Genomic DNA, 13,580 nt, shown 5'->3' with positions numbered 1-13,580 from the left:
AGTATGTAATATGAGATTTGTTATAAAACATGAGATAAAAGGAAGACTTCGTATTCATATCATTCAGGGCGGGATGAGTTTCCGCCAGGCAGATATGATGGAATATTACCTGAGTAACTGCAAATGTGTCACTTCAGTGAAAGTAAATGAACGTTTACAGGATGCAGTAGTCTGTTATGTGGGAAATCGTGAGGAGATGATAGAGACACTGCGTCATTTCTCTTATCAGAAAGTGGATGTGCCAGAGACTTTTTTACAGAATTCCGGCAGGGAGCTGAACCGGACTTACTGGGACAAGCTGGTAAATAAAGTGGTACTCCGTATGGGCAGTAAGATGTTCCTGCCATATCCAATCCGCGCAGGAATTACCATGGTCCGTTCCGTGAAATATTTGTGGGCTGGAGTGTCTGCATTGGCGAAGGGCAGGATAGAGGTTCCGGTGCTGGATGGAACAGCTATTGGAGTCTCTCTGCTTCGCAATGACATCAATACAGCAGGTTCCATTATGTTCTTACTGGGCATTGGAGAAATCTTAGAGGAGTGGACACACAAGAAATCCGTCGATGATCTGGCAAGAAGTATGTCCTTAAATGTCAGTAAAGTATGGCTGTGTCAGGATGGACAGGAAATACTGGTATCGGCATCTGAGATTAAAGAAGGCGATGAAGTCTGTATTCATATGGGAAATGTCATTCCGTTTGATGGCGTGGTAACGGAAGGGGATGCGATGGTAAATCAGGCATCCTTAACCGGCGAATCCCTTCCGGTGCATAAGAGTGCAGAAGGTTATGTCTATGCCGGAACCGTATTGGAAGAAGGAGAACTGACCATTCGTGTCAAAGAAGTAAATGGCTCCAGCAAATTTGAAAAAATTGTCACGATGATTGAAGAGTCAGAGAAGTTAAAATCTTCCCTGGAAAGTAAAGCCGAGCATCTGGCAGACCGTCTGGTTCCATATACATTACTAGGAACAGGCATTACCTGGCTCTTTACCAGAAATGCCACAAAAGCATTAGCAGTTCTTATGGTGGACTTTTCCTGTGCATTAAAACTTGCAATGCCGGTATCTGTATTGTCTGCAATCCGTGAAGCAAGTGTGCACAATATTACCGTAAAAGGTGGCAAATTCTTAGAGGCAATGGCAGAAGCAGATACCATCGTCTTTGACAAAACAGGTACTCTGACCAAAGCACAGCCTACCGTAGTGGATGTAGTTTCTTTTACGGATAAGCCCACGGAAGAACTTTTACGTATTGCTGCCTGCTTAGAGGAACATTTCCCTCATTCTATGGCAAAAGCAGTTGTAGATGCAGCCCAGGAAAAGAATCTTGTGCATGAAGAACTACATTCTAAGGTGGAATATATTGTAGCCCACGGAATTTCTTCCACCATAGAAGGAAAGAGTGTGGTAATCGGAAGCTATCACTTTGTATTTGAAGATGAAAAATGTGTGGTTCCGGAAGGCTATGAAGAACAGTTTAACAGCCTTCCATCAGAATATTCACACCTTTATATGGCAATTGAGAACCGCCTTGCAGCCGTTATCTGTATTGAAGATCCGCTTCGTGATGAAGCAGCAGCCGTTGTAAATTCCTTAAAGACAGCCGGAATTAAGAAAGTTGTTATGATGACAGGGGATAGTGAACGTACAGCATCCGCCATTGCAGCAAGAGTGGGCGTAGACGAGTATTACTCCGAGGTACTTCCGGAAGATAAGGCAAGTTTTGTAGAGAAAGCCAAAGCAGAAGGACACAAGGTCATTATGATTGGAGATGGTATCAACGATTCACCGGCATTATCTGCGGCAGATATTGGAATAGCCATCAGTGATGGAGCAGAGATTGCAAGAGAAATTGCAGATGTAACTATCGGTGCAGATAATCTTTATGAGATAGTAACCTTAAAGGTGCTGAGTAATGCATTGATGAAACGGATTCATAAGAATTACCGGACAATTGTTGGATTCAATACAGGACTGATTGTGCTTGGCGTGGCAGGAGTCCTGCAGCCAACCGTATCTGCATTACTTCATAATACATCTACCTTGGTAATTACCTTAAAGAGTATGCAGAATCTTCTGGATTAAAAATTTCCAGAAACAGAAATTTTACGGTTCAGAAAAAGAAAAATTTTGAATAGAAAATTGAAAAGAAAATTTTTCGAAAAACGGTTTACTTTCACACTTTAATATGCTAACATTTTTGTATTGAAAAAAGTATAATACGAAAAGGAGAGGCAGAATGAGTAAGAATGTAAGAACGGAAGCAGTGGATCATTTGTTTGATGCAATCTTAAGCCTTGAAAATAAAGAGGAATGTTATAAATTCTTTGAAGATGTCTGTACGGTAAATGAATTACTGGCATTCTCACAGAGATATGAAGTGGCAAAGATGTTGCGTGAGCAGAGAACTTATCTTGATATTGCAGAGAAAACTGGCGCATCAACAGCAACCATCAGTCGTGTGAACCGTTCCTTGAATTATGGATGCGATGGATATGATATGGTATTTGCAAGAACGAATGTAAAACCTTTGGAAGAAGAGAAAAAAGCGGAAAAGAAAAACGAAGAGTAGAGATAAAATTAAATCGATATTTAATTTTTTTACACAAAATCATGTAAATGATAAAGAAAAGCACCGGTTCGAAAACTGGTGCTTTTTCGATTTACAGGAAATTGCTTTTCTGTAAAGTAAAAAACGCTCCGCGAGGATGTGCCAAGGCACATTCTTTTTTCCAGGCATATGGCTTTTTATTCGTTCGACTTTTTTCCGGAAGTCTTTTTCTCGGAAACTTTTTTCTCTTCGGAAGCTTTCTTTTCTGCTGCACGCTGCTCATCTTCGGCTTCTTTTTCCATTTCTTTCGTCTCGTCAATCAGCTTTTCAATCAACATACGCTTTACAAATACATCAAAGCTTAACATGCAGATAAAAGAAAAGGTATGAAGAAAATCCTGGTCTTCTTCCGGCGCATCTGCAAAGGTGGTAGAACTGGTGTTAAATTTCTTGGTAATATCTTTCATCAGATTTTTTACTTCATCCCGTTCCAGACTGAACACCTCTTCATAGACAGTTGTCAGATTGAATTCTCCTTCTGCATTGAAGAAACGTTTTGCCAGAGGATTTAAGATACTTTCGATATCATTGATACTTAATATGCTTTTGAAATAATAAATGAAAATCAGCATCAGAATATGTTCTTTGCTGTATTTCTTCTTGACCGGAGGTGGAAGCAGATTGTTTTTTGCATAGTTGTTAATCATGGTTTTGGTCAGAATCTTGTCATCCGGGTGCCGCTTGGAAGCTGCAAGCTGGGTATCCATGAAGGTAGTAATCTGATCCATGTAAAGGTCAATATTTGGAATACTTTCCGGGCGGATATAGTCAATCCGCGACAGACTGGATAAAATACTGTTTAATAAATCTTTTGCATCAATTGTCATTTGAACTCACCTCATGCCTATTATATAGTATTGAAAACTAGATGACAAGAAGAAAAATGACAGAAAGCATATACAATGACGCTGTGATGTGTAAATGACATTGCGTGATGCAACTACAATAGAATAAACATAAGGGAAAAGAACTCATGAATGCGTTCGACGGACAGTACAAAAAGAAATCTGAAAAGAAATACAGAAAATATGTTCCCATCCCCTAAGGAAGTATGGTATACTGAGCGGAGTGGTATTGAGGAGAGTAAAGGAGCATTATGAGTATATACGATTCATTAAATGAAGAACAGAAAAAAGGTGTATTTACAACAGAAGGACCTGTGCTGCTGCTGGCGGGCGCAGGCAGCGGAAAGACCCGTGTGCTGACTCACCGGGCGGTATATCTGATAGAGGAACTGGGAGTCAATCCCTATCATATCCTTGCGATTACATTTACCAATAAGGCTGCAGGCGAAATGCGGGAGCGTATTGATGACATGGTGGGCTATGGCTCGGAAAATATCTGGGTATCTACCTTTCATTCTACCTGTGTGAGAATTCTGCGCCGTTTTATTGACCATATCGGATTTGGAACCAACTTTACCATATATGATACAGAAGACCAGAAGACCATTATGAAGGATATCTGCAAGCGTCTGGAAATTGATACGAAGATGTATAAGGAAAAAAGTTTGCTTGCGACCATTTCTTCTGCAAAGGACGAGCTGATCAGTCCGGAAGCATATGCCCTTCGGGCGCAGGGAGATTTCCGGAAAATGAAGGAAGCAGCCGTTTACCGGGAATATCAGCAGGTGTTACGGAAAAATAATGCACTGGATTTTGATGATTTGATTGTGAAGACCGTAGAGCTTTTCCAGTCAGACATGGAAGTGCTGGATTATTATCAGGAGCGGTTCCGTTATATTATGGTGGACGAGTATCAGGATACCAATACGGCACAGTTCCAGCTGATTAAACTGCTGGCAGGCAAATATAAGAATCTCTGCGTGGTAGGTGATGATGACCAGTCCATTTACAAATTCCGTGGAGCAAACATTTATAATATATTGAATTTTGAAAAAGAATTTCCAAATGCAGTCACCATCAAGCTGGAGCAGAATTACCGTTCCACCCAGAATATTTTAAATGCAGCCAATGGGGTCATTGCAAATAATGTGGGACGAAAGGCAAAACGCCTCTGGACGGAGAATGAGGAAGGCGAAAAAATTGCATTTCATCAGTTTGAAACTGGATTTGATGAAGCAGACTATGTAGCAAAAGATATCCGGAGCAAAGTGCGGGAAGGCATGTATCATTACGGAGACTGTGCCGTATTATACCGTACCAACGCCCAGTCCCGGCTTTTTGAGGAACGTTTTATCACAGCCAGCATACCATATAAGATTGTGGGAGGCGTAAACTTCTATTCCAGAAGAGAAATCAAGGATTTACTGGCTTATCTTAAGACCATTGACAATGCCATGGATGATCTGGCGGTACGCCGTATTATCAATGTGCCAAAACGTGGAATTGGAGCAACGACATTAAGCAGGGTGCAGGATTATGCCGATGAAAACGGTCTTACCTTTTATAATGCCTTAAAAATGGCAGAAGAGATTGGCACAATCGGACGGGCATCTGCAAAAATCAGACCGTTTGTAATGCTGATTCAGAGTATGCGGAGCAAGTTACCATATATCAGTGTATCAGAGCTTTTGCAGGAAATTATCGAAGAAACCGGTTATGTCCGTGAACTGGAAGCAGAAAATACAGAGGAAGCACAGCAGCGAATTGAAAATATTGACGAGTTGATTTCCAAAGCAGTTACTTATGAGGAAAGTGAAGAAGAGCCGACCTTAAGCGGATTCTTAGAGGAAGTAGCATTGGTTGCGGATATTGACAGTGTGGATGAAACACAGGACTATGTCGTGCTGATGACGTTACATAGTGCGAAAGGTCTTGAATTTCCACAGGTTTATCTGGCAGGAATGGAAGACGGACTGTTTCCGGGATTCGGTGCAATCTGTGCGGAAAATCCAACAGCGGAAATTGAAGAAGAGCGCCGTCTTGCCTATGTGGGAATCACAAGAGCCAAGGAGCGGTTGTCCATATCCTGCGCAAGAATGCGTATGATACGAGGAGAAACACAGTATAATAAGGTGTCCCGTTTCGTAAAAGAGATTCCGCGGGAACTTTTGGCGGGAACCATCCAGAAGGAAAAAATGCCGGATATTCCGAAACCAAGCATGCTGGCGAAAAATGCATTTTCGGCAAAGCCGATGGCACTGCGCAGAACTGGCGTACCGGAGGCAAGAAACTTTGGCAATTCCGCAATGAAAAAGCCGTTGGATTATGCTGTGGGTGATACCGTTTCCCATCTGAAATTCGGCACCGGAGTCGTAAAGCAGATTATTGACGGCGGCAGGGATTATGAGGTTACCGTTGATTTTTCCAGTGTAGGTGTGAAGAAGATGTTTGCATCCTTTGCCAAATTGAAAAAGTTATAAAAATTTTATGAATTTGTAATTTTTTCTAGTAGATTGGGGAAACATATGCTATAATGAATTAATAAAAAGAGTTCTAGGTGGCAGGAAAATGAAAAACTGTTGTTGGCATAAAAAGGAGTGGTCAGAAATGGAAAAAATGGAAGAATTAAAGAATTTATTAACCGCAAATGTGAACAAAGTAACAGAATTATTGCATAAAAAGGAGAAAGAGGAAATAATGGAAGAGAAGAAAAAATCAAAAGCTGGTTTAATTTTTGCAATCATTGGTATTGTTGTAGTAGTTGCTGCAGCTGCTTATGGATTATATCGTTTCTTTGCACCAGATTATCTGGAGGATTTTGAAGACGATTTCGATGATGATTTTGAAGATGATTTCTTTGACGAGGATGACGAGGAAGAGAAATAATCATTATCATTTGCATAATTTAACAGGTGAAGATGTAAAGGGCTGTGTGATATCATGCAGCCCTTTTACTGAGTGTGCCGGAAACGCTGCGGATGACATGTGTTTTTGGAAAAGAATTGTTTGTGTGAGGTAAGTATGAAAAAAGGTCAGGTATTACAGGGAACTGTTGCATATGTGGATTTCCCGAATAAGGGAGTTGTAAAAGTAGAAGAAGGAAAGCAGGTAATCGTAAAAAACGTATTACCGGGACAGGAGATTTCCTTTTCTGTAAATAAAGTAAGAAAGGGAAAAGGCGAAGGCCGCTTACTGGAAGTTTTTAAGAAAGCACCTAATGAGCTGCCGGAAGCACCGTGCCCGCATTTTGGAATCTGCGGAGGCTGTACTTATCAGAATCTATCCTATGAAGATCAGATTGCATTAAAAGGACAGCAGGTGAAGAAACTGATGGATGCGGTAGTAGACCCGGAAAACTGCAGCTTTGAGGGCGTAAAAGCAAGTCCGAATGAATTCGGATTCCGTAATAAGATGGAATTTACTTTTGGGGATGAATATAAGGATGGTCCCCTTGCCCTTGGCATGCATAAGCGTGGCAGTTTTTATGATATCGTTTCGGTAACAGACTGCAAAATTGTGGATGAAGATTATCGGAAGATATTAAGCTGTGTGCAGCAGTATTTTGCAGAAAAAAAGATTTCCTATTATCACAGAATGCGGCATACCGGATATCTGCGTCATTTACTGGTGCGTAAAGCGGTAAAGACCAAAGAGATCCTGATTGACCTTGTAACGGCAGGCGCAGAGCATATTCTGGATGGCCTGACAGAAGCAGTATCTTCAGAAAAAGAATTGTTGGCTGGAATGAAAGATGCATTATGTAAACTTGATTTAGACGGCAGCATTGCAGGAATTCTTCATACGAAAAATGACAGTGTAGCAGATGTAGTAAAGGATGAAGGAACAGAGATTTTATATGGAAAAGATTATTTTTACGAAGAATTATTAGGACTTCGTTTTAGAATCACACCATTTTCTTTCTTCCAGACCAACTCTCTTGGAGCAGAGGTGCTTTACCAGACTGCAAGGGACTATATCGGAGATACGCTGACCGAGAAGGCAGACAAGGTGGTATTTGATTTATACAGCGGAACCGGAACCATTGCACAGATGTTAGCACCTGCCGCAAAAAAGGTAGTGGGTGTGGAAATAGTAGAAGAAGCCGTGGAAGCCGCAAAGGAAAATGCGGCATTAAATGGTCTTGAAAACTGCGAATTTTTAGCCGGTGATGTCTTAAAAGTATTGGACGATATTACCGAAAAACCGGATTTTATCGTATTAGATCCTCCACGGGATGGCATCCATCCAAAGGCATTGGAGAAAATTATCCACTATGGCGTAGACCGTATGATTTATATTTCCTGTAAGCCAACCAGTCTTGCAAGAGACTTAGAGGTTTTAACCGCCAGAGGATATCAGGTGGAGAGGATATGCTGCGTGGACATGTTCCCATGGTCCGGAAATATTGAGGCGGTAGTACTGCTTTCCCACAAAAAGCCAGACGGACATATCAACGTAAAAGTTGAGTTTGGCGAGGGTGAGGGAAAAGTTCCACTTGATAATATTGCTAAAAGAGCGGAAAGCTATAAGCCCAAAGAACGAGTGACCTACAAAATGATAAAGGAGTACATAGAAGCTAAATACGGTTTCAAGGTACATACCGCATATATCGCAGAGGTAAAGAGAGATTTAGGCTTGCCAATGTACGATGCTCCTAATGCGGTAGAGGAATTGAAACAGCCGAGGAAGCATCCGACAGCGGAAAAGGTAGAAGCAATCAAAGATGCTTTGAAATATTTTGGGGTTATTTAATAGGTAGCCTGTTTATAGAATATCACATGGATTAGTAAAGCAAATAAATGATGGAAAGGGTGAGGATTATGGGTGGAAAAGAAGCATCACGGGGATTTTTATACCAGGGGTTTGCTTCAGTATTAGAGGCCTTAACTGATAAAGGTAACTGGGATAAGATATATGTCGAATTTCCAACATCAAATGATAAGGTTGATATAGCATTAGAGCAGCAAAATCAAATTGTTAAATGCATACAAGTAAAATCAACGATAAATACTTTTACCAAATCAGACATTAAAATATGGCTAGATGACCTTATAAAGGATATAGAAAGTCCTGAATATGAATTATTTTTAATCGGGCAATGTGATAAGTCCGCCAACACATTTATAAAGTCAATCGAAAAGTATTATGGGAAAGTGCTTGATAAAGAAGCAAAATCGTCGCTAAATGGGTTTGATACAGATTTGCTTGATAATAAGAGAATACGGTTTTTTATTTTGCCGTTTGAAATAGAAGTTTTAGAAAAAATTGTAAGAGATTCGTTGCATCAGTATATTTCAGATAGCAATCAAATGATGACGTTTGACCAAATTAGGTTTATTGCTTCAGCGACTGTAAATGATCAGATGATTTCTTCAACACATGGTAAAGGTATTGATAGAAAAGACTTTGATGAAGAAATGGAAAAACGCATTTTTCTTGTTGCCGATAAGTATTCCCCTAAAAGAATATCTATTGGTGTGAAAAGCTTTACCCGTGGAGCAGAAAACCTGGAAAAAGACACAGAGAGTTGTTTATCATTCATTAATAAGTTTGATGGTCGCAATATAAAGGGTGAATACGATTGGAACAAAGATATTTATAGAAATTTGGAGGAATTTTTGCTCACAAATACAAGCAACAAGTATGCATATCAAATATTTTTAGATACACATGCGTCTATAGCCTTTGCAGCAGGAAGAATTCTTGATAGTAAATCAGGTATCAACGTATTTCCGATACAAAAATCGTCGACCAATGGCACTGTATTATGGGATGTGAAACTGTCATCTAAAAGGAACTATACTAATTGGAATATTTCCCACGAAAAGTTTAATGAGAATCAATATGATTCTGCATTAGTATTAAATGTCACTCGTAACATTTACAATGACGTGGTAAAATTCATAAAAGAAAACAATCTATCAATTGGATGTATCATTAATTGTATGCCAAGCGATGTTGGTGCTACAAATTTTTCGATAGAAGATGGAACACATGCAACTGCTTTAGCTAATTCAGTTTATAACGCTATTGGCAGAAGAAGCACTGTGGAACGGCGTGCAACACTACATATTTTTGCTGCTGCTCCAAATGCATTTATGTTTTTCTTAGGTCAAAATTCAGTTGGATTTGGCAAATGTATTCTATATGAATATGATTTTGAGCAAAGGAATTCTTGTACATATTCACAATCAATAAGTTTTACTAATTAAGGGAGGATTATTTATGTCTACTGTACCGTCATATTTTAAAGATTTTCTATCTAATATTCGTTTGTCTGACAATCAAGTGAAGGATTTGAAAACAGGGCATACGACATTAAGAAGGAGATTAGAGGAAGATGAAACATTATCAAAGATTATTATTAGTACTTTCTTACAGGGAAGTTACCGACGTTCCACAGCAGTAAAACCCAAAAACGGCAATAAATCAGATGTCGATGTAATTGTTGTAACGAAATTAGACTCTGAAGAGTTTACACCAGAGGAGGCTTTGGATTTATTTGTTCCATTTTTAGAAAAACATTATAAAGACAAATATAGAATTCAAGGCAGGTCAATTGGTATAAGTTTAAGTTATGTTGATTTGGATATCGTACCTACTTCTGCACCTAGTGAAAGCGAAACAGGAGTACTTCAAGATGAGGCGATTATTTCGGAATATACAATTGAAGATTTCCAACAAAAGTTACTTACAAAATCGTTCAATAATGACTTACTTAAAAGTGCATATAACATATTTTATAAATCAGATAACGAACCTCAATGGAAATCCGAACCGTTGCTAATTCCTGACCGTGAAGCGGAAAAATGGGATAAAACACATCCACTTGAGCAAATTCGATGGACGGTTGAAAAAAACAAGAATTGCAATACCCACTATATAAATGTTGTTAAGGCATTGAAGTGGTGGCGCAAAACACAATATCCAGATATGAAACATCCCAAGAGTTATCCGTTGGAACATTTTATTGGTGATTGTTGTCCAGATGATATTAAAAGTGTTGCCGAAGGTGTTGTATTAACTCTTGAAAATATCGTTTCCCAATACACTAATAAACCTTTTTTAGCTGATAGAGGCGTTCCTGAACATGATGTTTTTGCACGAATTACAGATGAAGAATATTCTGATTTCTACGATACGGTTTGTGATGCTGCTAAAATAGCTCGTGAAGCTTTTGATTGTGAAGAATTATATGATAGTGTTTGCAAATGGAGAGAGCTATTTGGTAATGAATTTCCACCAGCTCCAAAGCCATCAAAATCTAATTCTTCAACGGGATTTACAACCCGTACTGAAAAATCGGCAGCCATTCCAGAAGGAAGATTTGCATAGATGGAGTCAAAACAAATTCTTGATAAATTAAATCAGGCTCGAAGGGCTTTAGATTCATTATCTCAAGTTGAGATAATGAATGAGTGGCAATTTGATAATGAATTAAATGTTTGGTATTTACACTTAAGTATTGTGATTGAATGTGAAACACCATATTTCCCTCAGAAATCTCAATGGTTTTTCGTTGTTGGATCCGAATACCCAAAGGGAAAAATTAAAGTATATCCAGACGTCGAAAACAGTATAACGGTTACATTGTATCATCAAGCTAACAACTCCAAAATTGAAAGAAACGGATTGTGGAGAAAAGGAGCATTATGCCTTGAGGTGAATACAATACCTAATTATCAATCGGAACCATATAGTGTAGATGAACGCTTGTTGTATCATGCAAAACGAGCAATTTGTTGGCTAGAGCTAGCGGCAAAAGGAAAATTAGTTACAGAAAGCGAGCCATTTGAGCTGCCCGAATTTTCTATGAGCAATATTTTAGAAATGCAGTTTGCTTTCTCGGAAGATGTGGTTACCTTCATGCAATGGGAGAGTGTCGAATGTCGGTATGGAATAGCAGAATTAGATGTGTATAAAAGTAAACCATTTGTATACTATGTTAAGGTGTTTAAATCGCTAAGTAACAACATCCAGCATTATACAGAATGGGGAAAATATCTTTCAAAAACAACTATATCACCTCCCATTATTGCCCCGTGGATACTTATGAATCAGATCCCAGTTGTTAATGAGTGGCAAGCACCAGAAACATTTGGCGAATTGTTAGTTGCCTGTGAAAAACAACATATTAATATAATGTGTATCCTTCAAAATATTGTCTCAAAAATTCGGGACGGAAAACGGCATTTGCTTTTAATTGGTTTCCCTGTTCCCCGAATTTTTGGTGGAGACCCCGAGATAATTTCTTGGAAAGCTCTGTATTTACCGACTGTATCATATGGCAAAAGGACAGCAAAAGGATTCAGAAATAATCAACAGGGATGGTGGATGTGTGATAGATGTGAGGTATTCACTAAAAATGCAAAATTGGATTGGATTGTTTCAGAAAATTGGAACCAACACGAAATATCTCAACGAGGTAAAATGAGTGACCTGTTACTAAGAAAAAGAATATTGCTCATTGGAGCAGGTTGCATTGGAGCATCAATCGCAGAAATATTTGTAAGAGCAGGAGTATATAATATTACTATTGCAGATTCAGATATATTTGAAGTCGGGAACTTATCCCGCCATATCTTAAATCTAAATAATATTGGTGAATTTAAAGAATTATCGGTATGTAATTATCTTAACTCCCTAAATCCACACGCAAATGTTAAAGTTATAAATGATACTCTTTCAAATGATGACTCTTTTAAAACAAATATTGATTTGGATAGATATGATGTTATTGTTGATTGTACTGGGGAAAATAATGTACTTGATATTCTTCAAAGAACTAATTTTAAGAGAACCCATATTATAGCTTCAGTCTCTGTTGGATTGGGTGCAAAACGATTATATGTTACACTGATGAATGGTAACACTTTTAAATTTAATGCTTTTTATGATTTGATTTCCCCGTACCTACAAGCAGAAAAAGTCTTATATGATGATTACGACTTGCCAAGGAATGGAATTGGTTGCTGGCATCCGACTTTTCCTGGAAGAAGTGATGATATTTGGATTGCTGCTGCAACTTCCGTGAAGGTAATTGAAAATTACATTATATCAAAATCTCAAAAGACGCTTTCGCTCATTTACGAGCAAAAAGAGAGCGATGGGATATTTGAAAGCTATGAGGTGGTGGAGAAAAGAGAGAATGGATAATTTGCTTTTTCAAGATAAGAATCAATCATATACTGTAAAGTTCGACACAAAGGCTTATGAACAAATGCTTTATTATTGTGCTATTTCTAATCCTTATGAAACAGGGGGCATTTTAATTGGAAATTATTCTTCCAACCAAGCAATAGCCAACATTTTGCAAATAACACCACCACCCAAAAATTCTAGACATTCAAAGTGTACTTTTTATAGGGGTATAGATGGATTGAAAAGAATTTTAGACTTGGCATGGGACCAAGGCCAGTATTATTTAGGAGAGTGGCACTATCATCCAAATGCATCGTCGGCACCAAGTAATATTGATAAAAATCAAATGATAGTTTTATCTCAAGACCAAAAACTAAAATGTCCAGAACCTATATTAATTATTGTTGGAGGTTATCAAGAAAGTTGGAATATAAATGCTCGGTTATTTGTTAATAAGCAAGAAATTATTCTCAATAAGCGGTAGCACTAGCCTCTTGATAAGACGCAGATTTTTGTGTCAAATTATAAGCTGTACTTGTCGAGTGAGGAAGAATTATTACGAGGATTGAAACAGGCGTATCAATCGTTAGAAACGGAAAAGATGGAAGAAGATAATGATACTGAAGTAATGGAAAAAAGTAATTGTGCCATAGGCTGTTGCACAATTAGTATGGTGCAAAATTAGTACCATCCATGATTTTGTGGGAAAAGGCTGCACGAACGGTATTAGTACTGTAAAAATATTGTCCAGATATCCATAGTTTTGTGGGGATATAATTTGAATTTGTACGCATGTGGAGACGGTAGTATTGCTGTCAAAGGTAGAACGGTAAAAACCTCTGGAAGCCCATAAAACAAAGGATTTTTGCTGGAGGGGTGCCTTTGGGGAGCTCTGGGCAAAGTCAAATGCAACTATTTATATAGGAAAAATCGTTCTCGTGGAAAGTGGTCTACGGGGATAGGTTGTGGAGACAGGATAGTT

10 protein-coding genes are annotated in these 13,580 nt (G+C 38.6%); 9 read left to right on the top strand and 1 reads right to left on the bottom strand.

What is annotated here, in order from left to right:
• Nucleotides 1-10 precede the first annotated feature (10 nt).
• Nucleotides 11-2,086, top strand: a complete 2,076-nt coding sequence (locus DV740_RS06660; protein WP_118087714.1) for a heavy metal translocating P-type ATPase — start codon at nt 11-13, stop codon at nt 2,084-2,086.
• 154 nt (nt 2,087-2,240) lie between these two features.
• Nucleotides 2,241-2,573 carry a YerC/YecD family TrpR-related protein gene (locus DV740_RS06655; RefSeq protein ID WP_117699169.1) on the top strand — a complete coding sequence of 111 codons (333 nt, stop codon included), beginning with the start codon at nt 2,241-2,243 and terminating at the stop codon, nt 2,571-2,573.
• A 176-nt stretch (nt 2,574-2,749) separates the two neighbouring features.
• Here DV740_RS06655 and DV740_RS06650 read toward each other — a convergent pair whose 3' ends face one another.
• Nucleotides 2,750-3,439 (bottom strand): DUF1836 domain-containing protein, encoded by a 690-nt coding sequence (locus tag DV740_RS06650; protein ID WP_118087713.1) that lies wholly within the window; start codon nt 3,437-3,439, stop codon nt 2,750-2,752.
• 269 nt (nt 3,440-3,708) lie between these two features.
• On the opposite strand from DV740_RS06650, the gene pcrA reads away from it, so the two are divergent.
• The 7 genes from pcrA (at nt 3,709) to DV740_RS06615 (ending at nt 13,082) form a co-directional block, all read left to right on the top strand.
• Nucleotides 3,709-5,937, top strand: a complete 2,229-nt coding sequence (gene pcrA, locus DV740_RS06645) for a DNA helicase PcrA (RefSeq protein ID WP_118087712.1) — start codon at nt 3,709-3,711, stop codon at nt 5,935-5,937.
• Between the two features lie 127 nt (nt 5,938-6,064).
• Nucleotides 6,065-6,343: a hypothetical protein gene (locus tag DV740_RS06640; protein WP_022242638.1), complete on the top strand. Its 279-nt coding sequence runs from the start codon at nt 6,065-6,067 to the stop codon at nt 6,341-6,343.
• A 135-nt stretch (nt 6,344-6,478) separates the two neighbouring features.
• Nucleotides 6,479-8,209, top strand: coding sequence for a 23S rRNA (uracil(1939)-C(5))-methyltransferase RlmD (gene rlmD, locus DV740_RS06635; protein WP_118087711.1), 1,731 nt, complete (start codon nt 6,479-6,481; stop codon nt 8,207-8,209).
• Nucleotides 8,210-8,277: 68 nt separating this feature from the next.
• The gene (locus tag DV740_RS06630; RefSeq protein WP_118087969.1) at nt 8,278-9,669 is read left to right on the top strand and encodes an SAVED domain-containing protein; all 1,392 of its coding nucleotides are present in this window, start codon (nt 8,278-8,280) and stop codon (nt 9,667-9,669) included.
• Nucleotides 9,670-9,682: 13 nt separating this feature from the next.
• Nucleotides 9,683-10,792, top strand: coding sequence for an SMODS domain-containing nucleotidyltransferase (locus DV740_RS06625; RefSeq protein WP_118087710.1), 1,110 nt, complete (start codon nt 9,683-9,685; stop codon nt 10,790-10,792).
• Nucleotides 10,793-12,613 carry a ThiF family adenylyltransferase gene (locus DV740_RS06620; RefSeq protein WP_118087709.1) on the top strand — a complete coding sequence of 607 codons (1,821 nt, stop codon included), beginning with the start codon at nt 10,793-10,795 and terminating at the stop codon, nt 12,611-12,613.
• Entirely contained in the window at nt 12,606-13,082 is a 477-nt protein-coding gene (locus tag DV740_RS06615; protein ID WP_199534936.1) for a Mov34/MPN/PAD-1 family protein, read from the top strand. The genes DV740_RS06620 and DV740_RS06615 overlap by 8 nt, the downstream gene beginning before the upstream one ends.
• Nucleotides 13,083-13,580 lie beyond the last annotated feature (498 nt).

Origin of the sequence: Roseburia sp. AF02-12, assembly GCF_003461765.1 — a bacterium.
GTDB lineage: Bacteria > Bacillota > Clostridia > Lachnospirales > Lachnospiraceae > Roseburia_C > Roseburia_C amylophila.
The sequence above is the reverse complement of the archived record's forward strand: the minus strand, read 5'-3'. Positions and strand labels throughout refer to the sequence as shown.